Origin of the sequence: Brevundimonas intermedia, from assembly GCF_027922165.1 — a bacterium.
GTDB lineage: Bacteria > Pseudomonadota > Alphaproteobacteria > Caulobacterales > Caulobacteraceae > Brevundimonas > Brevundimonas intermedia.
In genome coordinates this window covers 636,783-657,070 of the sequence record NZ_BSFD01000011.1, presented here as the reverse complement: position 1 = coordinate 657,070, position 20,288 = coordinate 636,783, and the positions used below count along the sequence as shown (strand labels likewise).

Genomic DNA, 20,288 nt, shown 5'->3' with positions numbered 1-20,288 from the left:
TGTTCCAGCGTCAGCTTAAGACAAGAGATGGTTAACCCTCTTCGCTTAAGACCCTATTCACTGGGATGGTCCATGATCCATGGGTTCCGCCAGTGGGGAGTTCGGTCGTCCATGGCCCTGAAGCTGTCGTTGAAGCCCGGCGAGAAGTTCGTGTTGAACGGCGCGGTGGTCCAGAACGGCGACCGTCGCGGCGTGCTGATCCTTCAGAACCGCGCCAGCGTGCTGCGCGAGAAGGACATCATGCAGGCGGAGGAAGTCACGACGCCCGCGCGTCGGATCTATTTCCCGATCATGATGATGTATCTGGAAGAGGCGTCTGCGGCCAAGTTCTACGACGAGCTGGCGCTGCGCATCTCGGAGTTCATGGGGGCGACGAAAAACCCCGCCATTCTGGCCGAATGCGTCTCAGCTTCGCGCCACGTGCTGGCGCGCGAGTACTACAAGGCCCTGATGGCCGCCCGTAAAATTGTCGAATACGAAGAAAAGGTGCTGAATGTCGCTTCAGGCGTACGCAGCGGCGACGACGCGGGCTGAAACCCCGCGCGATATGGAGTACCGGCTTTTCGGCCAGGTAACCCGCGCGCTGGTGCATGCCTCGACGGTCGATGAACGGGATCTGGCCACGCGTATCGACGCGCTGGACTGGAATCGGCGTCTTTGGTCGACGCTGGCCGCCGATTGCGGCGATGCGTCCAATGTTCTGCCGGCGGCGGTGCGGGCGCAGATCATCTCTCTGAGCCTGTTCGTCAATCGACACTCGTCGGCGGTCATGCGTGGCGAAGAGACCTTCCAGGACCTGATCGACATCAACCGGATGATGATGCAAGGGCTGGCGCCGGGCGCGCAGCAGGCGGCCTGAGGTCGCGCGACTTCACGAAATCGCGAAGCCTCTTGGCGCAAGGCCTTGAGACGTCTTACCTTTCGAATCCCTGTTGAACAGTCGAAAGGAGGTGATCCAGTGTCTCATTGTCATCAATCGCGTGCGGTGGCCGCGACCCTGGTCCTCGTCGGAGGCCAGGCCTGATCCTTTTGGTTGGCGCTAACGCCCGTCGGGCTGTTTGAGCGCTTTTCAGGCTGAGTGTTGTGGTCCGGCCGTTCGCGGTCAGACAATGAAGGGCCGTCGCGGCGACGCGGCGGCCCTTTTGTCGATCAGTGCAGCAACTGGCCGAACCAGCCGGCGACGTGATGCGCCACTTCGAACACGGTGCGCCAGATGAGGAAAAGGTAGAGGGCGCAGGCGCCGGTCGATAGCGCGCCCAGCAGAATGGCGACGCCGTCCCTCTGCATCATGCCCAGGGCGAAGAAGACCAAGGCGATACCGGGCAAGGCGTCTCCGAACGGGATCGGCAAGGCCATGATCAGGGCCAGGATCACGCATATCAGGCCGGTGATCGTGTCGGCGACCTCACCCGTCAGGAACGGAATGCGAGGTTGGGTAAGGTTCTCGACATAGCGGACTGTTTTCATGATCCGCGACACCCCGGCGCGATAGGCTGCGCGACTGATGGAGGTGTTGAGCGCCCAGCGCGGGAGCCAGATCGAACTGCGCTGAAAGGCCAGTTCAAGAGACATCAGGATGATGGGCACGGCGAACACCGCCTTGCCGCCCGGCGGCCAAGGCAGCAGCGCCAGCATGGAGAGGATCAGGATCATGGCCCCGAAGCCGCGCTCGCCGAAGGCGGCGACCAACTCTTCGAGTTTCAGCTTGGGGTCGTCGCCTTCGCCAAGCTCCTCGAGCACGTCCGAGAAGAGCCGCAGGTCGTCGTTCGGCTTGTCGTGGGCGGGCATCAGGCGCAGGGCTCGGGGGGAGAAGTCTCGCCATTTAGGCGCATAGAGGTTTCACCGTCACTTACCGAACGGCAACAAAGCCGAATAATCGCGCCGCAGGCGATTATTTCTTCGATGCGTGACAGGCACGCCGCGAAGAAGCCGTCAGCCGCCCAGCAGTTCCCGACCGATCAGGAAGCGTCGAATCTCGTTGGTGCCGGCCCCGATGTCATAGAGTTTGGCGTCCCGGACCAGGCGTTCGACCGGCCATTCCTTGGTGTAGCCGGCGCCGCCCAGGGCCTGGACGGCTTCCAGCGTAACCTTCACCGCGTTCTCGCTGGCAAGAAGTATGGCGCCGGCGGCGTCGTAGCGGGTCGTTAGGCCCGAATCGCAGGCGCGGGCGACGGAATAGACATAGGCCCGGGCGCTGTTCAGGGCGACATACATGTCCGCCACCTTGGCCTGCATCAGTTGGAAGCTGCCGATCGGCTTGCCGAACTGCTTGCGGTCGCGGACGTAAGGCAGGACGACGTCCAGCGCGGCCTGCATGATGCCCAGAGGGCCGGCGGCGAGGACCGCGCGCTCATAGTCCAGGCCGCTCATCAGGACGCCGGCGCCGCCGCCCAGCGGGCCCATGATGTTTTCCTCGGGCACTTCGCAGTCCTCGAACACCAGCTCGGCGGTGTCCGAACCGCGCATGCCCATCTTGTCCAACTTCTTGGAGACACTGAAACCCTTCATGCCCTTTTCGATCAGGAAGGCGGTGCAGCCCTTTGATCCGGCGTCGGGATCGGTCTTGGCATAGACGACCAGGGTGTCGGCGTGGGGGGCGTTGGTGATCCAGAACTTTGTCCCGTTCAGGACGTAGCGGTCCCCCTGTTTGTCGGCGCGGGTGCGCATCGACATGACATCCGAGCCGGCGCCGGCCTCCGACATGGCCAGAGAGCCGACGTGCTCGCCGCTGATCAGCTTGGGCAGGTATTTCTGCTTCTGCTCGGGCGTGCCCCAGCGGCGGATCTGGTTGACGCACAGATTGGAGTGGGCGCCGTAGCTGAGGCCGATCGAGGCCGAGGCGCGCGACACCTCCTCCATCGCAACGACATGTTCAAGGTAGCCGAGACCCAGGCCGCCGTAGTCTTCCTCGACGGTAATTCCGTGCAGGCCCAACTCACCCATCTCGGGCCAGAGCTCGCGTCGGAAGGTGTTGGTCGCGTCGATCTCGGCGGCCAGGGGCGTCAGTCGGTCGGCCGCCCAGCGGGCGGTCGTATCGCGAATCGCATCGGCGTTCTCGCCGAGGCCGAATTCCATGGATTGGGGCGCGAAGGGAATGCTCATGCGCGAAGGGTTAGCATCGTGCATGAGGTTTCGCAAAACCCCCGTCAGGCGCGATCGACACGCCCCCAGCGCTGGTACAGGTTGAAGCCCGAGACGCTGACGCAGGCCAAGGCGATGACGACCAGAACCCAACCGATCAAGCCCAAGTCGCCGTTCGACTGGGATGACTGGCGGAAGGCCGCCATGGCGGCGCCAAACGATAGCAGGCCGATGCCGCCCATGACCAAGAAGGTTAGCGTTTCGGTCCATTCGAACTTGAATGAGGGGGCGGTCGGACGCGCGGACGGCTCTGCCGGGCTTTCCTGCTCCACCATAGTCGCCTCCTGCTCGAAGAGGGGCGTTTGGTCGGGGTGCGTCAAGTCGTTGTGTTCGGGCCAAGCCAGGCGCGTCCCGGTAGCCGAGGGCTGAGCCTCAGGCGCGCCCGTCAGGGCCAGGGGTGCGACTTCGAATGGCGCGACCGTCGGCTGGGCGGCCGACACGAAGGTCGGCACTTCCACGGGCGGTTCGCTCGATTCGACGGTGTGCGCCGGTTCCAGCGGGGACGTGGACGTCGGCGCGTCTATCGCCTGCGCGGCTTCGTCTGGCTCCGCCTCGTCGGCGACGTCAATCTGCTGTTCGGCGTCGTCCGATGTGGCGACGAGGGCGGTCGCCACTGTGGGCTCCGCCTCTGGCTCTGGCGTCGGCGTGGTTTCCGCATGGATTTCGGCGGCGGTCAGATCCGCCGCTGCGTCGTCCGAAGGGGTTTCTGATGAGCCAGACGCCGGGTCAGCGGGCGGGGCGTCATTGGCTGCTGCTGCTGCTGCCGGGGCCGGGGCCGGAGCCGGGCGAGCGCGCATGCCGAAACCGGACAAGGGGCCCAGGGCGCGCACCGCGTAGGGCGAATAGAAGGTCGCTGCGCTGCTCATCACCGGCGACGCCGGTATGGGCGAAGGGAGGACGGGCGCGGCCGGCGATGACGGTTCGACCGAGGCATCGACCGCCGGGACCGATTCGCCCTCTTCAGCCTCGACCGGCGTCTCTTCAGTCATGACGTCGGATGCCGCCGCCTCGACCGAGCCGTCGATGTTGGTTCCAGAGGGCGACGAGGGCGCTTCGAGGACAGACGGCGTGTCGGTCGTGGGGCTCTCATCAACTGCTTCAACTGACCCGTCGTTCTCGACATCCCCCAGCAAGGCGGAGACGGCGGCCTCCCGCGTCATTGGCGGGGGAGCCTCGGCGGGTGTCTCGACCAAGGCAAGTGACGGCGGGAAGGCCGGGAAGGGCGCAGGCGCGGCGGATTCGGTCTCTGCCTCGTCCGAGCTGGGCTCGGCCTCGACCGTGCTTTCCACCAGGGTGGCTGTGGCGGGGGGCAGGGGTGCGGCGAGCAGATCAGCCAAGGACGCCGGCGTTTCAGGATCTGCGACGAACAGGGCGCGCTCGGCGGCGCGGCGGCGCGGCGGGGTGACGACATCAGCGTCTTCCACCCAGGACATAAGAGCGTCTGCGGCCTCCAGCGGCGCGCCGGCGTTCAGGCGCGCCAGGACATCGGACGTCTTGAACCGGTCCACGCCCACCGAGAAGGCGAAGCTGGCCAGGGCGTCGAACTGATGCTGATTGAGCGGCGCCTGGATCGCCTTGACCGTCTGCGCCACTGGAATGAGGTCGTACTGGAGCAGGAGTTCGGCGTCGCTTTCGGACACCGTCAGGCCTTCACGCGCCGACTGGGTGTGCCCGTAGCCGATGGTCCAGCGGCCGTCGGCGCGCTGAATGGCCCGAGGGCGGAAGCCCTCGAAGCTCTTGATCAGAATGACCCCCTCGCGGGAGATCTTGGTCGGTTTCGATGTGTCAGACACAGGTGTTGCCCCAAAGCGAGACGGCGGCGCGGCTTGTACCCCCCGTCCAGCAAACATGGGGCCAGATGTTTACAACAGAACCATTGTGGCGAGACCCAGGAAGATCAGAAAGCCAAAGAAATCTGTCGTTGCGGTGACGAAGACGGCGGACGAGACGGCGGGGTCGAACTTCAGCTTCGACAGGGTGAGCGGCGTCAGCACGCCGATACAGGCTGCGACCAGCAGGTTCAGGATCATGGCCGCGCCGATGACCAGGCCGATTCGCCAGTCCTCGTCGCGGAACCAAAAGCCCGCCGCGACGCCGATCAGGGGGGCCAGCACCATGCCGTTGGCGACGCCCACGGCCAACTCGCGCAGGAAGGTGCGCATGGCGTTGGCCGAGTTCAGTTCGCGCGTGGCCAGGGCGCGCACGGTGACGGTCAGGGCCTGGGTGCCGGCGTTGCCGCCGATGGCCGAGACGATTGGCATCAGCACCGCCAGGGCGACGATCTGTTGGATCGTGCCTTCGAACAGTCCGATGACACTGGCGCCCAGGGCCGCTGTCGCCAGATTGATCGCCAGCCAGGGCACGCGGCCGCGCACGATCTCGGACACGGACGAGCCGCGGTCTTCGTCCGCGACACCGGCCAGACGCAGGATGTCCTCGCGGTTCTCTTCCTGGATGATGTTGACGATGTCGTCGACGGTGATCTGCCCCACCAGCCGCCCCGCCGCGTCCACGACGGGGGCCGAGATCAGGTGGTATTTCTCGAAGATGTAGGCGACCTCTTCCTGGTCCTGATCGACGGCGATTTCGTTGATCGGCTCCATCAGGTCGGCCAGGGCCGCGCTGCGGGGCGCGCGCAGCAGGCCGCTGACCGGCACGCCGCCGACCGGGCGGTTCAGCGGATCGACCACGTAGATGTCGAAGAACAGCTCCGGCAGGTCGTCTCCCTGTTTGCGGATGTGGTCGATGGTGTCGCCCACGCTCCAGAACTGGGGCGCGGCCATCACCTCGCGTTGCATCAGGCGGCCGGCGGATTCTTCGTCGTAGCCCAGGCTGTTTTCGATTGCGGCGCGATCGACATCGGGCATGGCGGCCAGGACGCGTTCGCGCTGGTCGTCCTCAAGATCCTCGACAACGGCGGCGGCGTCGTCGGAATCCAGTTCCTGAAGGGCCTCGGCCAGGGTCCCGTGCGGCACCCGTTCCAGCACCTCTTCACGGATGCCGTCGTCCAGTTCGGGCAGGGTCTCGGCCAGCAGTTCCGGCGGCAGCCACAGCACCACGACGGCGCGGTGTTCCGACGTCAGGAAGCCCATCAGGTCGGCGACGTCGGCGGGGTGCAGATCCTCCAGCAGCGACCGTAGCCGCATGCCGTCGCCGTCGTCGGCGGCGTCCACGACTTTTTCGACGAATTGAGGGGTGAGGACATAGTCCTCGTCCAGGGCGGCGTGGTCTTCGTTATCGGTCGCTTCGGCTGGAGCAAAGGCGGTGTCCGTGGTGCTCACGTGGTCGCCTCCCTTGGTAGAATGTCCAGCCGTAGTTAGCCGATGAATCGCCCTGTTTAGCCAGATGGTGCGGTCGAGAAGACTCGAACTTCCACGGGTTGCCCCACAGCGACCTCAACGCTGCGCGTCTACCAATTCCGCCACGACCGCTCGCATCGGAGCGGCGGCGAATAGACGAAGCCGCCGGAAAAGGAAAGGGGAATTGAACGCGGCGCGGCGTATGAAATACAGAGCGGAAAATCGCGGCCCTGTTCGCCGCCTGAAGTCAGGCCGAGCCGGCCATGAAGTCGTACAGGTCGGCCGGACGTGTGACGGTGATAGCGATTCGGTCGTCGCGAATCTCGATCTCGCCGCGTGCGACCGGGTGGTTGTTCGCCAGGATCCAGACTTCTTCGCCTTCGGCCGCGTCGAGGGGAATCACAGCGCCGCGACCCATCCGCAGCAGTTGCGACATCGGCAGCACCATGCGGCCCAGCACCACTGAAATTTCGACGTCGACGGCGTTGATCTGGGACACAGGCGCTCTCTTTCACTGCGAGGTCGTCACTTGCGCAAACGCCTCGGGCTGCACATTGAAGCCTTATGCTTGCCGACCCGTTAAGTCCTGACCTTTTGAAGCTGCGCCGCGAGGATGATCGCCCCGTCGAATGGGCGGTGTCGTCCGGTCATGTCGATTACGCCACCGCAGAGGCCTTCATGGAGGCCCGTGTCGCCGCCATAGCGGCGGGGGAGGCGGGCGAGATGGTGTGGCTGCTGGAGCACCCGCCGCTCTATACAGCCGGGGTGTCTGCGCGCGATGAAGACCTGCTCGACGCGGGGCGGTTCCCTGTTCACCGGACGGGCCGAGGCGGACAGTTCACCTATCACGGCCCGGGCCAACGGGTCGGCTATGTGATGCTGGATCTGAGCCAGCGGGGGCGGGATGTGCGCACCTTCGTCCGGGGTCTGGAACAGTGGTTGATCGGCGGTCTGGGCGAGTTCGGCGTCACGGCGGATGTGCGCGAGGGTCGAGTCGGGGTCTGGGTCGAGCGCAAGGGCGCGGGCTGGTCTCGCGAGGACAAGATCGCCGCCATCGGCGTCAAGGTGCGCAAATGGGTCAGTTTCCACGGCGTCAGCCTGAACGTTGAGCCGAATTTGGACCATTTCGGCGGCATCGTGCCCTGCGGCATTCAGGAACATGGGGTGACCAGCCTAGTCGACCTGGGCGTGCTGGCGACGATGGATGAGGCGGACGCCGCCTTGAAGTTCAGTTTCGCTCGGCTGTTTGGCGCTGTGGTCGAGCGGCCGGCGCCGCTCTGACCACCGCAGGGTCGGCCCAATCGGTGTGACATTTGGGCGAAAGGACGGCGGCAGGGGTTGGCAAGCGTAGGAGGCTTAAGGTTTAACGTCGGCGCCAAGCTTATCGCCCAAGCCCAGGAGCTCACATGAACCGCCTGATCGCCGCCGCCTCGGCCGCCGTCCTGTCCCTGACCCTGGCCGCCGGCGCCGCCTCGGCCCAGGATTTCCGCGCCCTGGCGCAGCAGGACCTCCAGACGGTCCATGACGCCTTGGCCGCCAACCACCCCGCCGCCGTTGTGCCGGGCGCCCCCAGCGAGGCCTTCCGGGCCTGGATCGACGCCGGTCTGACCGACGCCCAGTCCAAGGTTGGCCGCGTTAACAGCGGCGACAGCCACGCCTATCTGCTGCGCTATTACGCCAACGGCTTCCGGGATTCGAACATCTCGGTAACCCCCACCTATGAAGGATTGGGCCCGTTCTTCGGTATCGGCTGGTCGGGCGTCACCATGGCCTGGCGTGACGGCAAATATGTCGTCGCCAATCTGAAGCCGGGGCTCCGCAACGCTCCGCCGGTCGGGTCGGTCCTGATCGACTGCCTCGGCAAAAGCGCTGCTGATCTGGCCGCGGAACGCCTGGACCGCTGGGAAGGCGACCTGACGACCGAAGCCGATCGGGTCCGGACCGCGCCCTATCTGCTATGGAACCGCAACAATCCGTTCACCGGCGGCATGCCGGCGTTGTGCAACTTCCAAACCGGCCGCCGCACCAAGGAATACCCGCTACAGAACCAGCCGGTCGACGCCGCCAGCCTGGAAGCCGCTTACCGCGCCACTGTCTACACGCCCGGCGCGACGCCTCTGGGGATCGAGACGGTAAACGGCCGCCCGTGGCTGCATGTTCACACGCTTGGCGACAAGGCCGATTTTGACGCCTTCTTCGCCGCCGTTGATGCTCAACTGAGCGCCATACGGGGGTCGCAGGGCTTCGTCATCGATCTGCGGGGCGCCAATGGAGCATCGCTGAACGCGACGGGCCGCGGCTATGTTCTGGCCAATCATATCTGGACGCCGGAATTCACCGTCAGCCGTCAGCCTGAAGCGGGCTCCATCACCTATCGCGCCACCCCGGCCAATCGTCAGTGGTTCGCCGACACCCTGGGCCGGATGCAAGCCGATCCCCGCTTTGTTCAAGAATCGGGCGCGGTGATCGAACAAACCCAGGCCATTGTCGCCGCCTTTGATTCCGCCCTGGCCGCCGGACAGGCCACCTTCACCCTGCCGGGCCGCCCGTCGGTGCCGGACACTGGCGTCGCCAATCCGGTCGCCGGGCCGGTGATCGTCCTGGTGGACGGGGGCTGCACCAGCGGCTGCCTTGACACGCTGGACCTGCTGACGCGGCTACCGAACGTTCGTTTGGCTGGATCCACCACGGCAGAGGACACGATCTTCATCGAGCCGACGGTTCAGCGCCTGCCGTCCAACTATGCGGACCTCACCTACGGTCACAAGGCCTGGATGACCCGTCAGCGCGGCAATGACGCGCCCTTCACGCCTGCGCAGGGCCTGGCCTACACCGGCAATCCGACGGACGAAGCGGCCGTCCGTACCTGGGTCGGGACGCTGTTCCAGTAAAATCGTTCGCGAGTTGCGGGCCATGGGGGCGGGCAGGGGTGGAACCCCGGCCCGCCCCTTCTTATTTGAGGTCCATGACCGATCTCGCGCCCCCCTCCGACCGCCTCCGCTCGCCTTCGGGCTATGACCTGACCCCGCCGGACGACGCCGAACGCGCCCGACTGGAGGCCGACCTGAATCCAGAGGAGAGGCGCGTCCTGCTGTCGCACGGCACCGAGGCGCCCTTCTGCGGCACCTTGCTGGGCGAGAAGCGGGCAGGGGTGTTCTGCTGCCGGGAATGCGGCCTGCCGCTGTTCAAGAGCGGGACCAAGTTCGAGAGCGGCACCGGCTGGCCCAGTTTCACTGAACCGGTCGATCCGGCCCATGTCCACGAGATCCGCGACACCAGCTATGGCATGATCCGCATCGAGACCCAGTGCGCCCGCTGCGGCAGCCACCAGGGCCATGTCTTCCCCGACGGTCCGCCTCCGACCGGAAACCGCTACTGTATCAACTCGGTAGCCCTCAGCTTCGTCGCTGCGGGCGACCCCCTTCCGGACCCGTTGCGGCGAGGCGACGGAAACGCCTGACCTTGGCCTTATTCGCCGTGCTAGGATGGTATCGAAGGGAGACCGCGCATGCTGATCGCAGGATTACTGGCCGCCATGGTCATGACGGTTTCGGACGGCGATCCCGACGGCGTGGTCGCCACCGCGCCCTCCAACGCTCCCACACTAGCCGAGGCCATGAACGCGCCGCCGGAGGCCGCCGCTGCGGCCCCGACGGCCCAGGACGCCCAGCCCCACGGCCTGACCACCGAACAGCAGATCCAGCACTGGCTGGATAGCCGCACCCCCGGCGCCAATTTTGACGAGGCGGCGTCCCCTGGTCCCCGGGACGACCGCCAGGTGCACGGCATGGTCGAGGCGGGCATAGGCACGGGCGGCTACCGCAGCTACGGCGCGGCGGTTTCCATGCCCATCGGCGATAACGGCCGTCTTGACCTGGCCTATCGCGAAGGCCGCAACGAGCCCTGGGGATATGGCTACGGCGGCGCATACGGCCTGCGGGGGCCAGGCTTCCATTCGCCCTATGGCGCGGCGCGCGGCTATGGCGTCGACTCGACCAGCAAATCCCTGTCTCTGGGGTTCAGCTGGAGCAAGGACGAGAAGGCGGACGAGCGAGATCCTTGGCGGCGAGGGCTGTCGGCCTACGATTGAGGCGGGTAGGCGATAGGTTCGGTTTCAGGCTGGCGGCCTAGGTTGGAATACCAAGCTGAGCGGACTTCAGGCAGCGCGCTTTAGAACTGCATGGTCGATGATCTTCTCCGCTATGTATTTGTAGACAGCGGGCTATCGGCTGTCGTTCTCGACTATCTCGGCGTTGATCACCGTAAAATCGGTTCCGAGAGCGGTGTTGGCAGGAGCGACGCCAGCGCGAATGTCTGGAAAAACTTCGTCGGCGGTTAGGCCCTGGTCCGCTAGAGGTAGTCATACGGGATAGATGATGAAGCCAACCTCACAACAAGGCTGCACTGCTTGTCGACAAGCGATCTATTCGGGAAGCTATGATTGGCGGACGTTGCCCCGTAGCATCAAGCGCCATGCCTACCTCTATCGATGCGAAGCTTGTGGCGCAAACTGGGAACTTGGCGAGCGGGCAGCATATGAGATTTCGGCTGACGAAGCGGTTGCTATTCTTGAGGATGCCCACGCGGGGCGTTAGCCAGAATAGTCCGCATCTCACTCATCTGCGACGTTCGCAACGTCGGGTCTAGGGACGCTACCCCAAGGCGCTGATCCTATCCCAAATTCATCGGAAAACCTCTTGGTTTTCAGCAGTCTCCGGCACCGAAAATCTCATCGACGTCCCATGCTTCCAAACGGCCTTATAATCCCCGCCGGTCTTTGAAAGCGTGAACCCCGTCCGCAAATTGCACTCTTTTGCACATTGCACTGGTTTTGACGTTGCAGTGCATTCCGAGTCGCCGTTTCCCGGCTCGCAGTTTCGCCAGGAAAATCCGTCCTGCGGTCGTCGCGGCAAAGACGGGTAGGGCGTCCGACGACGGGTCGGCCACAGCAAAAAGGCCCGACTTACGCCGGGCCTTTTCAGGTCTCAGATGGTGCCGCCGGGGGGAATCGAACCCACGACCTCAGCCTTACCAAGGATGCGCTCTACCACTGAGCTACGGCGGCCCCGACTGAGGAAGCGGCCGTATAGCCAGACGCTCTCGGAGAGGGAAGCGGTTTTTTGACGATCTGAAAGAAAGTTTGGACACGGCGCCTGATCACGGCATTCTACGATCATGACTCGCCCCCCGCATGACGCCGACACCCCGCCTGCCGCGCCCGTCGCGCCGCTGCCCGCCGAATCGGCCGCGCCGTCGGAGGTGGAGCGGGCCAGAGCGGAGCGGGCGATCCGGCTGGCCTCGGCCCTGCGCGCCAACCTGAAGCGGCGCAAGGCGCCGGCCCGCACCCCGGCGACGCCTAAAGACAGCAACTGAAAGTCATCGGCTCGCGCCCGCTCCGCCCTTTGGCAAGCGGGCTCCGGCTTGCTAGAGAACCATCCCCCCGAGGCGTTTCCTTCGGGCGCGCTTCAAGGACGTCATGGACAGTATCGCCATTCAGGGCGGCGCCCAGCTTTTCGGGGACATTCCCGTCAGCGGCGCCAAGAACTCCGCCATCAAACTGATGGCCGCCTCGATCCTGACGGATCAGCCCCTGCTGCTGACCAATATGCCGCGTCTGGCGGACACGCGTTTCCTGGGTCAGTTGCTGCGTCAGTTCGGCATCGAGGTGACAGAGCGTGACGGCGCGGACGGGCAGGAGAGCCTGTTCCACGCCAAGGATCTGACCTCCACCTTCGCCCCCTATGATCTGGTCCGTCAGATGCGGGCGTCGTTCAATGTGCTGGGGCCGTTGCTGGCCCGGACCGGCGAGGCCAAGGTGTCGCTGCCGGGCGGCTGCACCATCGGCGCCCGGCCGGTGGACCTGCACCTCCAGGCGCTGACCGCACTCGGCGCAGAAATCGAGTTGGAAGAAGGCTATGTCACCGCCCGAGCGCCCAAGGGGCTGCGGGGAGCGGAGATCGAGTTTCCGTTCGTGTCGGTCGGGGCGACCGAACACGCCCTGCTGGCGGCTGTGCTGGCCGAGGGCACGACCGTGCTGCGCCGCGCCGCCCGCGAGCCCGAGATCGGCGACCTAGCTCATTGCCTGACGGCCATGGGCGCCAAGATCGAGGGTATCGACACGGACGTCCTCACCATCACCGGGGTCTCTTCGCTGAACGGAACGACGTGGTCGGTGATTCCCGACCGGATCGAGATGGGCTCCTACGCCGTCGCCGCCGCCATGGCGGGCGGCGAGGTGCGGCTGACCAAGGCGCGGGCCGAGCTGATCGGCGCCCTGACCGACAAGATGATCGAGGCCGGGGTCGAGGTGTCGCCCACCGACGACGGCGTGCTGATCAAGCGCGATCCGAAGGTGCGGTTGCAGGCGGTCGATATCGAGACCGCCATCTATCCCGGCTTCGCCACTGATCTACAGGCCCAGTTCATGTCCCTGATGACGACGGCCGACGGGGTCAGCACGGTGCGCGAGACCATTTTCGAGAACCGGTTCATGCATGTGCCGGAGCTGGCGCGGCTGGGCGCCGAAATCTCCGTCCACGCGGGCGAGGCCCACGTCCACGGCGTCGAGGTGCTGCACGGCGCCCAGGTCATGGCCACCGATCTGCGGGCCTCCATGTGCCTGGTCATCGCCGGCCTTGTCGCCCAGGGAGAAACGACCGTGGGACGCGTCTATCATCTGGATCGCGGTTTCGAGCGTTTGGAAGAAAAGCTCGGCGCGTGCGGCGCGGATATCCGGCGGATCAAGGGTCAAGACGATGGGATGGGGTGATGAGCACTGAGATCGACGGCGTCATTCCCGAAGCCAAGGCGCCGGTCGAGCCGCTGCGCCTGCTGGCCGAGGACGCCGACGATCTGCAGATCATCTCGGCGGCGCTTCAGGACGCCATCCTGCGGCCCGTCGACATCGTGTGGGAAAAGCAGGCGCGCACACTGACCATCGCCTTCAGCCGGTTCTGCTGGGAGTGCGGCGGGACGCGGGTGATGTGCGCCATGCAGTTCGGCGACGTCATGGCGGTCAAGAGCCGGCGTCTGTCGCGCAGTCCCGACGCCTCGCTGGAGTTGCTGGCCTTGGACTTCTTGCCGGCCGAGGCGCCGGGTGGACGGGTAGTCCTGATGTTCGCGGGCGGCGGCGATCTGCGGATCGACGTCGAATGTCTGGACGCCGTGGTCACGGACATCTCCGAGCGGTGGCCGGCGCGGGTCGCGCCGACCCACCTGGACGCCCCCGAGCTGGATGAAGGGAATGCGGCATGAGCGGTCCCCACAGGCTGGCTTCGGTCGAGCTGGACACCGTCACCCTGCCTGCTGCAACGGCCGAGATCGAACATGAGCGGCGCGTCGCCATCTTCGACCTAGTCGAGAAGAACAGTTTCGAGCCCGTGGGGGCGGAAAGCGGACCTTACCGGTTGAAGCTGTCGCTGCAGGACAATCGGCTGGTGTTCGACATCGACGGCGAGGGCTTTACCCGGACCTACGCCATCAGTCTGACGCCGCTGAAGAACGTCATCAGGGACTATCTGCTGATCTGCGACAGCTACTATGAGGCGCTGCGCGGTTCGTCCCCCAGTCAGATCGAATCGGTCGACATGGGCCGGCGCGGTCTGCACAACGAGGGGGCCGATCAGCTCAAGACGCGGCTGGACGGGAAGATTGTCGTGGATCACGAGACCGCGCGACGCCTGTTTACGCTGCTCTGCGCCCTCTACCGTCGCGGCTGACCTCGACTATCTCTGCGTTTTCGGGCATTAGGCCCCTCCATTCCGCCCCTCGCGCCCGCCCGGCGTGGGGTCGAACGCATATTCAACGGGCGCGAGAGGCCGCATGGCTAAGGAAGAACTGCTCGAGTTTCCCGGCACCGTCAGCGAACTGCTGCCGAACGCCACCTTCCGCGTGACGCTCGAGAACGACCACGAGATCATCGCCCACACCGCGGGCAAGATGCGCAAGAACCGCATCCGCGTGCTGGCCGGCGACAAGGTCCTGGTGGAAATGACCCCCTACGACCTGACCAAGGGTCGCATTACCTATCGCTTCAAGTAAGTGAGCGCGGGTCGTCCCGAACTGGTGCTGGCCTCGGCCAGCCCGCGCCGCATCGAACTGCTGGCGCAGGTCGGGATCAAGCCCGACCATATTGACCCCGCCGACATCGACGAGACGCCGCTGAAGGGTGAAACGCCTACACGCCTAGCGGAGCGTTTGGCCATCTCCAAGGCTCGGGCTGTGGCGGCTCGGCGTCCCGATGCTGTGGTGATCGCCGCCGACACCGTCGTCGCGGTGGGGCGGCGCCTTCTTGAGAAGGCGGCTGACTATGATGAGGCGACACGGTTCTTGAAATTGCTGTCCGGCCGCAATCACCGGGTCTTCACCGGCGTGGCGGTGGTCCGCGACGGCAAACTGTCGTCACGCGTCAATGAGACCCGCGTATCGTTCAAACCCCTGTCGGACCTGGAAATCGCCACCTACATCGCCACGGGCGACTGGCGCGGAAAGGCCGGCGGTTACGGCATTCAGGGACCGGCCGGGGCCTTCGTCCAGCGCATCGTCGGCAGCCATCCGGCCGTGATGGGCCTGCCGCTGTATGAGGCCGTCCAACTTCTGCACGGCGTCGGCTGGCGGGCATGAGCGGCGCGGTCGAGGTCTTCCTCGACGAGACGCCGGGCGAGACCCGCGGCGCGGTGATGCGCGACGGTCGCTATACCCATTTGCTGATCCAGCGCGAGACGGACCTGCCCCAGCATCGTCTTGGCGCTCGGTCTGTGGGCCGGGTGACGGAGATCAATCCGGGCCTGCGCGGCGCATTCGTCGATCTGGGGGCGGGGCCGCCGGGCTTTCTTCCCTTTCCGCGCAACGATCGCCTGACCCAGGGCGAACGCCTGGAAGCTATCGTCCTTGCGGAGCCACGCGCGGGCAAGGGGCCGGTGCTCCGTCGTCTAGGGCCGGGGGAGGGACCGCCCCGACTGCTGACTCCCGCGTCGAGCGTGGCCGAACAACTGCGGGCTATCGCCGGCGGAGAAGACCTGATCACGGGCTTGGTCGCAATCGATGCTGTGACAGAGGCGGAGGAAGAGGCTCTGGCCGCTCGTCATGTCTTTGCGCCTCAGGGAATCGATCTGGCCATCGAGCGAACCCGCGCCTTGGTCGCAGTCGATATCGACTATGCGCCCGTCGCCGGCCGTGATCCCAAGCAGGCGAGGGCGGCGGCGAACCGCGAGGGGATGAAACAGGCCGCCCGGTTGATCGGTTTGCGTCGATGGGGCGGCTTGATCGTCGTCGATCTGGTTGGGGACGGCCAGGACGCGGCCGCCGGCGACAAGGCGGCTCGCACCGCCTTCGCTCAAGAGCCCCAGGCCGTATTCTCTCCGATCAGCCGCTTTGGCCTGCTTCAGATGTCTCTGCCTTGGCGCCTGACGCCAATTGAAGAGATCCTGTTCGAGGTTGGTCGTCGTCCATCGGTGCAGACCGAAGTCCTGGCCTTGGCGCGCCGGCTGCGGCGGCGGCTCTTGTCGGAGACCCGATCGCCGCGCGTGACGGTGCGCTGCGCTCCGGAGGAGGCGGCCGTGCTTGCGCCCCTGGCGGCGCGACTGGGACCGCGCGCCGCTGTGCGGGCTGACGCAGGCTTGGCCCGTGGGTGCGGCCTTTTGGAAGAAAGTTAAGCGATGAGCATGTGCCCCATCTGCCGAAAGGCCGAGCCCGATCCCAAATACAAGCCTTTCTGTTCGCGGCGGTGTTCTGACGTGGATCTCCAACGTTGGTTCACCGGGGCCTACGCCATTCCGGCCGCGCTGGACGAAGGCGCCGAAGATGATGGCGAAAACGACTGAAACGATGCTGGACAGGCCGAAAAGGCTCGCCTATAGACCCGCCTCTCGCGACGCCGCGTCGGCGCCTGGATAGCTCAGCTGGTAGAGCAGCGGATTGAAAATCCGCGTGTCGGTGGTTCGAACCCGCCTCCAGGCACCATCTTTTATTTGGCCGCGAATAGCCCCTCAGCCTTCTGTTTCCGCATCAGTCTTGCCATTGTCGCCACGTGCGTCATGGCGCCGCGACCGACGCGAGGGGACGGATGACCCGAGAAACCCTTCTACAGAAGTAAAAAACTGCGTAGGACGGCGCTTTCGAACAAGCTTGCGCCAACTGCTTCAAATTCATCACGGAAATGTCGTGTTTCGCGGGTGCAGGGCCGGGAGGCGGCACGATCTGACTGATCTTCGTGCCTTAGGGGAAATCCCGCTCTTGTCCCTTGACGCTCCGGTAAGGGTTCGTCAAAGGGGTTGCGACGCTCTCCCATAAAGGCGTCAGACGGATTCTCAGGAGGCGCGTTCTCCAACGGTTCGAACATCGGAGGCGGTACGGGTGACCGGACACGTCTCCACTCAAGAATTCAGCGACCGATTGATCCCGATGGGACATTGGGCGTTGAAGGAAACATTTCAGGTTGGGGGGCGGCCCTTTGACACGGCCGCACCTTTGGTTCCACGAGTCAGACCAAGCAGGAACTGGCGAATTATGCTGAACAGCAAAAAGACGAACATCATTCTCGCCATGGCCGGCGCCGCCGTGCTGATGGCGAGCTCGCCGGTTCTGGCCCAGGCCCCGGCCGAGCCGACCCCGGCGGCCGCACCTGCGGCGGCCCCGACGGCGATGGCTCCGGCCGCCGACGCGGCGAACCCGGAAAGCGTGAACGAAGCCGTTGGCGGCGGTCACAGCGGCGGCATCACCCCGATCTCCATGTTCATGGAAGCGACCGTCATCGTTAAGGTCGTCATGATCGGCCTGCTGCTGGCCTCGATCCTGTCCTGGACCCTGCTGCTCATCAAACTGTTCGAGTTTGGCGCGCTGAACCGCAAGACCGACAACTTCCTCGAAAGCTTCCGCGGCGCCCGCACCATCTCGGACATGCGCGCCGTTTCGACCCAGGAAGAGTTCGACGGCAACCCGCTGGCCGACATGGCCGCTGCGGCCACTGAAGAAATCGAGATGTCGCGCCAGGCTGGCCTGTCCGTTACGGGCGACCATCTCGACACCGCCATGGCTCGCGCCCAAGCCGCCGTTTCGGCCGTTCAAGCCGGTCTGGCCCTGCGCCTCTCGGGCGGCCAGCAGTTCCTTGCTTCGGTCGGCTCGATCGGTCCGTTCGTCGGTCTGTTCGGTACGGTTTACGGCATCATGAACTCCTTCATCGGCATCGCGGAATCCAACACGACCAACCTGGCCGTCGTTGCTCCTGGTATCGCTGAAGCCCTGCTGGCTACCGGCATCGGTCTGTTCGCCGCTATCCCGGCCGTCGTCTTCTATAACTACTTCAACACCCGCATCGCCGCCTACGGCACCCGCGCCGACGGCTTCTCCGCCGAGCTGCTGAACGGCATCTCGCGTCAGCTCGACAAGGGGGCGTAAGACGGATGGCCGCCAAGATTAAATCGGGCGGCGGCGGCAACAAGGTCGAGGCCAACAGCGATATCAACGTCACGCCTTTCGTTGATATCATGCTGGTCTTGCTGATCATCTTCATGGTTGCGGCTCCGCTCGCCTCCGTGTCGGTGCCGGTAGAGTTGCCGATCGCCGTCGCCAAGGCGGCCCCGAACCCGCCCAAGCCGGTCTATATTTCGATCCAGAATGACGGCGACGTCTTCGTGGGCGATTTCCAGACCGACGTCGGATCCCTGGGCGCCGATCTGTTAGATCAGATCGGTTCCCGGAACCCGGCGGACGAGCGGATTTTCATTCGGGGCGACCAAAACACCCGCTACGGCGACTTCATGCAGGTCATGAACGCTTTGCAGGATAACGGCTTCTACAGCGTTGCACTGGTCGGCGAAGACCAGGCGACGAGCTAGAGCGCGGAGATAGTATGACAGACGTCGCATATCATCGCAGTCGTTACGACGTACCGAAGAAGAAGGGCTTCATGGGGGTTTCATACCCTGTGCTTATTGCCTGCCTTCTGATCGTTACGCTCCTGTTCGCCCTGCTGATCTTCTTCCTTCAGCAGTCGAAGTTCAAACTGAAGGAGTTCAACTACGTCGACGAGTCCGTCGAGGTTGAGTTGGTCGAGCCGGTTCCGCCGCCTCCGCCGCCTCCGCCCCCGCCGCCTCCGCCGACGGATCAGCCGCCGCCGCCGAAGCTTCAGGTGCGCGTCCCGGCCCCGATCCCGAACGTCGTGCCTCCGCCGCCGGTGAACATCACGCCGACGCCGAAGGAAGAGCGGGTCGAGTACAAAGGCCCGCCGGTGAACATCCCCGGACCGCCGCCGCCGCCGGCCCCGCCGGCTCCGCCGCGTCCTCCGGTCACGACGAACGTGAACTGGGCACGTCAGCCTCGTCCTGAATTCCCTGAGCGTGCTCAGGAGCGTGGGGTCGAGGAAGGTACGGTCGTCTTGTCCTGCACGGTTCAACCCAATGGGTCGGCCACAAACTGCAGCATAGTCTCCGAAACGCCCTCGGGCGCAGGTTTCGGACGAGAGGCGCTTGCCTCCATGCGCTCTGCTCGGTTCTCGCCGGGTACGGTAGATGGTGTCGCCCAAGGTGGTACAGCGCGCTTTACGGTTCGCTTCCGCCTCCAATAGGGCTCAATACAAGCTCCACAGAACGCCTCGGCATTTGCCGGGGCGTTTTTGTTTGGCCATTCTCCACTCTGCGCTTGATTGGGGGATGAGGCCTCGGTAGAGAACGCGCCTCGCGATGCGCGGGCCGCCTTAGCTCAGTTGGTTAGAGCGCCGGTTTGTGGAACCGGAGGTCCTCAGTTCAAGCCTGAGAGGCGGTACCATCGTTCGACGCGGCCGGGCTTGCAGCCCGCCGCTTCAACGACCATCTAAAGCCCTGTCGGCGTCGTCGCCGATCCCCCACATCGACAGGAGAGCGCAGATGAAGACGCGCAAGTTGGGTCCGAACGGTCCCGAGGTCTCGGCCATTGGCCTGGGCTGTATGGGTATGAGCGCCTTCTACGGCGGTTCGGACGAGGCCCAGTCCATTTCCGTCATCCACCGCGCCCTCGACCTGGGGATCACCCTTTTCGACACCGCCGAGATGTACGGCCCCCATACCAACGAGCTTCTGGTTGGCAAGGCGCTGAAGGACCGGCGGGACCAGGCCTTCATCGCCACCAAGTTCGGCATCAACTACAACGCCGACCGCTCCAGGCTGTTGGTCGACGGCAGCCCCGCCAACGTTCGCCGGGCCATCGAGGGCAGCCTCCAGCGGCTCGGGGTCGATCACGTCGATCTGTACTATCTGCACCGGGTCGATCCCGACACGCCCATCGAGGAGACGGTGGGGGCGATGGCCGAGTTGGTCCAGCAGGGCAAGGTCCGGTTTCTGGGATTGTCCGAGGCCGCGCCGGAGACCCTGCGCAAGGCCCACGAGACCCATCCGATCACGGCGCTCCAGACCGAGTATTCTTTGTGGACGCGTGATCCGGAAGATGAGCTGTTCGCGGTCACGCGGGAACTGGGCATAGGCTTCGTGCCCTACAGCCCTCTGGGGCGGGGCTTCCTGTCCGGCGACATCAAGTCCGTCGACGACCTGGCCCCGGACGACTTCCGTCGGACCAATCCGCGCTTCATGGGCGATAACTTCCAGAAGAACCTAGATCTGGTCGAGGCGGTGAAGGCCATCGCCGCCGACAAGGGCGTCACCGCCGCCCAGCTGGCCTTGGCCTGGGTGCTGGGCCAGGGCGAGGACCTGGTCCCGATCCCCGGCACTCGCCGAATCGCCACGCTGGAGCAAAACGCCGCCGCCTCGGACATCGAGCTGACGGCGGAGGACCTCACGCGGATCGACGCCGTTTTCCCCAAGGGGGCGGCCGTAGGGCACCGTTACGCCGAGGCGGCGCGGGCGGCGCTGAACCGCTGAG

24 protein-coding genes and 4 tRNA genes are annotated in these 20,288 nt (G+C 65.1%); 21 read left to right on the top strand and 7 right to left on the bottom strand.

What is annotated here, in order from left to right; all coding sequences use genetic code 11:
- Positions 1–111: 111 nt before the first annotated feature.
- Positions 112–534 carry a flagellar biosynthesis repressor FlbT gene (gene flbT, locus PKE72_RS16665; RefSeq protein ID WP_267516745.1) on the top strand — a complete coding sequence of 141 codons (423 nt, stop codon included), beginning with the start codon at positions 112–114 and terminating at the stop codon, positions 532–534.
- The gene (gene flaF / locus PKE72_RS16660; RefSeq protein WP_267516509.1) at positions 494–859 is read left to right on the top strand and encodes a flagellar biosynthesis regulator FlaF; all 366 of its coding nucleotides are present in this window, start codon (positions 494–496) and stop codon (positions 857–859) included. The genes flbT and flaF overlap by 41 nt, the downstream gene beginning before the upstream one ends.
- A gap of 290 nt (positions 860–1,149) precedes the next feature.
- On the opposite strand, the gene PKE72_RS16655 is transcribed toward flaF, so the two are convergent.
- From PKE72_RS16655 to PKE72_RS16630, 6 genes are all read right to left on the bottom strand, one after another.
- Positions 1,150–1,788 (bottom strand): exopolysaccharide biosynthesis protein, encoded by a 639-nt coding sequence (locus PKE72_RS16655; RefSeq protein ID WP_271166480.1) that lies wholly within the window; start codon positions 1,786–1,788, stop codon positions 1,150–1,152.
- A 144-nt stretch (positions 1,789–1,932) separates the two neighbouring features.
- Positions 1,933–3,102, bottom strand: a complete 1,170-nt coding sequence (locus PKE72_RS16650; RefSeq protein WP_271166479.1) for an isovaleryl-CoA dehydrogenase — start codon at positions 3,100–3,102, stop codon at positions 1,933–1,935.
- Positions 3,103–3,146: 44 nt separating this feature from the next.
- Entirely contained in the window at positions 3,147–4,934 is a 1,788-nt protein-coding gene (locus PKE72_RS16645) for a lysozyme (protein WP_271166478.1), read from the bottom strand.
- 69 nt (positions 4,935–5,003) lie between these two features.
- Positions 5,004–6,422, bottom strand: a complete 1,419-nt coding sequence (gene mgtE / locus PKE72_RS16640) for a magnesium transporter (protein WP_271166477.1) — start codon at positions 6,420–6,422, stop codon at positions 5,004–5,006.
- Positions 6,423–6,487: 65 nt separating this feature from the next.
- Positions 6,488–6,572 (bottom strand) — tRNA-Leu (locus PKE72_RS16635).
- A 115-nt stretch (positions 6,573–6,687) separates the two neighbouring features.
- Positions 6,688–6,939: a FliM/FliN family flagellar motor switch protein gene (locus tag PKE72_RS16630; RefSeq protein WP_271166476.1), complete on the bottom strand. Its 252-nt coding sequence runs from the start codon at positions 6,937–6,939 to the stop codon at positions 6,688–6,690.
- A gap of 65 nt (positions 6,940–7,004) precedes the next feature.
- On the opposite strand from PKE72_RS16630, the gene lipB reads away from it, so the two are divergent.
- The 5 genes from lipB to PKE72_RS16605 all read left to right on the top strand — a co-directional run bounded on the left by lipB (position 7,005) and on the right by PKE72_RS16605 (position 10,779).
- Positions 7,005–7,721, top strand: a complete 717-nt coding sequence (lipB, locus tag PKE72_RS16625; protein ID WP_271166475.1) for a lipoyl(octanoyl) transferase LipB — start codon at positions 7,005–7,007, stop codon at positions 7,719–7,721.
- Between the two features lie 125 nt (positions 7,722–7,846).
- Complete coding sequence (locus tag PKE72_RS16620) at positions 7,847–9,331, top strand: hypothetical protein (protein ID WP_271166474.1); 1,485 nt, start codon at positions 7,847–7,849, stop codon at positions 9,329–9,331.
- A 74-nt stretch (positions 9,332–9,405) separates the two neighbouring features.
- Entirely contained in the window at positions 9,406–9,900 is a 495-nt protein-coding gene (gene msrB / locus PKE72_RS16615) for a peptide-methionine (R)-S-oxide reductase MsrB (RefSeq protein ID WP_271166473.1), read from the top strand.
- Positions 9,901–9,948: 48 nt separating this feature from the next.
- Entirely contained in the window at positions 9,949–10,530 is a 582-nt protein-coding gene (locus PKE72_RS16610) for a hypothetical protein (RefSeq protein WP_271166472.1), read from the top strand.
- Positions 10,531–10,620: 90 nt separating this feature from the next.
- On the top strand, positions 10,621–10,779 hold the full coding sequence (locus tag PKE72_RS16605; RefSeq protein ID WP_271166471.1) for a hypothetical protein: 159 nt from the start codon (positions 10,621–10,623) through the stop codon (positions 10,777–10,779).
- A 651-nt stretch (positions 10,780–11,430) separates the two neighbouring features.
- Here the strand turns inward: PKE72_RS16605 and PKE72_RS16600 are convergent.
- A tRNA-Thr gene (locus PKE72_RS16600) sits at positions 11,431–11,505 on the bottom strand.
- Positions 11,506–11,615: 110 nt separating this feature from the next.
- Here PKE72_RS16600 and PKE72_RS16595 point away from each other — a divergent pair.
- The 14 genes from PKE72_RS16595 (at position 11,616) to PKE72_RS16530 (ending at position 20,287) form a co-directional block, all read left to right on the top strand.
- Positions 11,616–11,813, top strand: coding sequence for a hypothetical protein (locus PKE72_RS16595; protein ID WP_271166470.1), 198 nt, complete (start codon positions 11,616–11,618; stop codon positions 11,811–11,813).
- A gap of 103 nt (positions 11,814–11,916) precedes the next feature.
- Positions 11,917–13,209: a UDP-N-acetylglucosamine 1-carboxyvinyltransferase gene (gene murA, locus PKE72_RS16590; protein ID WP_271166469.1), complete on the top strand. Its 1,293-nt coding sequence runs from the start codon at positions 11,917–11,919 to the stop codon at positions 13,207–13,209.
- Entirely contained in the window at positions 13,209–13,694 is a 486-nt protein-coding gene (locus PKE72_RS16585) for a DUF2948 family protein (protein WP_271166468.1), read from the top strand. Before murA ends, PKE72_RS16585 begins: the two co-directional genes overlap by 1 nt.
- Entirely contained in the window at positions 13,691–14,158 is a 468-nt protein-coding gene (locus tag PKE72_RS16580; RefSeq protein ID WP_271166467.1) for a UPF0262 family protein, read from the top strand. The genes PKE72_RS16585 and PKE72_RS16580 overlap by 4 nt, the downstream gene beginning before the upstream one ends.
- Before the next feature lie 103 nt (positions 14,159–14,261).
- Positions 14,262–14,480 (top strand): translation initiation factor IF-1, encoded by a 219-nt coding sequence (gene infA / locus PKE72_RS16575; RefSeq protein ID WP_008261544.1) that lies wholly within the window; start codon positions 14,262–14,264, stop codon positions 14,478–14,480.
- Positions 14,481–15,062 (top strand): Maf family protein, encoded by a 582-nt coding sequence (locus PKE72_RS16570; RefSeq protein WP_271166466.1) that lies wholly within the window; start codon positions 14,481–14,483, stop codon positions 15,060–15,062.
- Positions 15,059–16,093 (top strand): ribonuclease E/G, encoded by a 1,035-nt coding sequence (locus PKE72_RS16565; RefSeq protein WP_271166465.1) that lies wholly within the window; start codon positions 15,059–15,061, stop codon positions 16,091–16,093. The genes PKE72_RS16570 and PKE72_RS16565 overlap by 4 nt, the downstream gene beginning before the upstream one ends.
- A 3-nt stretch (positions 16,094–16,096) precedes the next feature.
- Complete coding sequence (locus tag PKE72_RS16560) at positions 16,097–16,261, top strand: DNA gyrase inhibitor YacG (protein ID WP_271166464.1); 165 nt, start codon at positions 16,097–16,099, stop codon at positions 16,259–16,261.
- Between the two features lie 63 nt (positions 16,262–16,324).
- Positions 16,325–16,400: transfer RNA gene (locus tag PKE72_RS16555), tRNA-Phe, on the top strand.
- Between the two features lie 546 nt (positions 16,401–16,946).
- Positions 16,947–17,834 carry a MotA/TolQ/ExbB proton channel family protein gene (locus PKE72_RS16550; RefSeq protein ID WP_271166463.1) on the top strand — a complete coding sequence of 296 codons (888 nt, stop codon included), beginning with the start codon at positions 16,947–16,949 and terminating at the stop codon, positions 17,832–17,834.
- Positions 17,835–17,839: 5 nt separating this feature from the next.
- Positions 17,840–18,274 carry a biopolymer transporter ExbD gene (locus PKE72_RS16545; RefSeq protein ID WP_271166462.1) on the top strand — a complete coding sequence of 145 codons (435 nt, stop codon included), beginning with the start codon at positions 17,840–17,842 and terminating at the stop codon, positions 18,272–18,274.
- 14 nt (positions 18,275–18,288) lie between these two features.
- Positions 18,289–19,002 carry an energy transducer TonB gene (locus PKE72_RS16540; RefSeq protein ID WP_271166461.1) on the top strand — a complete coding sequence of 238 codons (714 nt, stop codon included), beginning with the start codon at positions 18,289–18,291 and terminating at the stop codon, positions 19,000–19,002.
- 123 nt (positions 19,003–19,125) lie between these two features.
- Positions 19,126–19,202, top strand: a tRNA-His gene (locus tag PKE72_RS16535).
- A gap of 98 nt (positions 19,203–19,300) precedes the next feature.
- Positions 19,301–20,287, top strand: coding sequence for an aldo/keto reductase (locus tag PKE72_RS16530; RefSeq protein WP_271166460.1), 987 nt, complete (start codon positions 19,301–19,303; stop codon positions 20,285–20,287).
- The last annotated feature ends 1 nt before the right edge of the window (position 20,288 follow it).

Excerpts from the sequence above, each read along its gene's own strand:
- PKE72_RS16530 (WP_271166460.1), top strand. The coding sequence starts at position 19,301 with ATGAAGACGCGCAAGTTGGGTCCGAACGGTCCCGAGGTCTCGGCCATT.
- PKE72_RS16610 (WP_271166472.1), top strand. The coding sequence starts at position 9,949 with ATGCTGATCGCAGGATTACTGGCCGCCATGGTCATGACGGTTTCGGAC.
- lipB (WP_271166475.1), top strand. The coding sequence starts at position 7,005 with ATGCTTGCCGACCCGTTAAGTCCTGACCTTTTGAAGCTGCGCCGCGAG.
- PKE72_RS16620 (WP_271166474.1), top strand. The coding sequence starts at position 7,847 with ATGAACCGCCTGATCGCCGCCGCCTCGGCCGCCGTCCTGTCCCTGACC.
- PKE72_RS16605 (WP_271166471.1), top strand. The coding sequence starts at position 10,621 with ATGGTCGATGATCTTCTCCGCTATGTATTTGTAGACAGCGGGCTATCG.
- msrB (WP_271166473.1), top strand. The coding sequence starts at position 9,406 with ATGACCGATCTCGCGCCCCCCTCCGACCGCCTCCGCTCGCCTTCGGGC.
- infA (WP_008261544.1), top strand. The coding sequence starts at position 14,262 with ATGGCTAAGGAAGAACTGCTCGAGTTTCCCGGCACCGTCAGCGAACTG.
- PKE72_RS16655 (WP_271166480.1), bottom strand. The coding sequence starts at position 1,788 with ATGCCCGCCCACGACAAGCCGAACGACGACCTGCGGCTCTTCTCGGAC.
- PKE72_RS16560 (WP_271166464.1), top strand. The coding sequence starts at position 16,097 with ATGAGCATGTGCCCCATCTGCCGAAAGGCCGAGCCCGATCCCAAATAC.
- PKE72_RS16650 (WP_271166479.1), bottom strand. The coding sequence starts at position 3,102 with ATGAGCATTCCCTTCGCGCCCCAATCCATGGAATTCGGCCTCGGCGAG.
- PKE72_RS16540 (WP_271166461.1), top strand. The coding sequence starts at position 18,289 with ATGACAGACGTCGCATATCATCGCAGTCGTTACGACGTACCGAAGAAG.
- flaF (WP_267516509.1), top strand. The coding sequence starts at position 494 with ATGTCGCTTCAGGCGTACGCAGCGGCGACGACGCGGGCTGAAACCCCG.
- murA (WP_271166469.1), top strand. The coding sequence starts at position 11,917 with ATGGACAGTATCGCCATTCAGGGCGGCGCCCAGCTTTTCGGGGACATT.
- PKE72_RS16550 (WP_271166463.1), top strand. The coding sequence starts at position 16,947 with ATGCTGAACAGCAAAAAGACGAACATCATTCTCGCCATGGCCGGCGCC.
- flbT (WP_267516745.1), top strand. The coding sequence starts at position 112 with ATGGCCCTGAAGCTGTCGTTGAAGCCCGGCGAGAAGTTCGTGTTGAAC.
- PKE72_RS16565 (WP_271166465.1), top strand. The coding sequence starts at position 15,059 with ATGAGCGGCGCGGTCGAGGTCTTCCTCGACGAGACGCCGGGCGAGACC.
- PKE72_RS16580 (WP_271166467.1), top strand. The coding sequence starts at position 13,691 with ATGAGCGGTCCCCACAGGCTGGCTTCGGTCGAGCTGGACACCGTCACC.
- PKE72_RS16545 (WP_271166462.1), top strand. The coding sequence starts at position 17,840 with ATGGCCGCCAAGATTAAATCGGGCGGCGGCGGCAACAAGGTCGAGGCC.
- PKE72_RS16595 (WP_271166470.1), top strand. The coding sequence starts at position 11,616 with ATGACTCGCCCCCCGCATGACGCCGACACCCCGCCTGCCGCGCCCGTC.
- PKE72_RS16585 (WP_271166468.1), top strand. The coding sequence starts at position 13,209 with ATGAGCACTGAGATCGACGGCGTCATTCCCGAAGCCAAGGCGCCGGTC.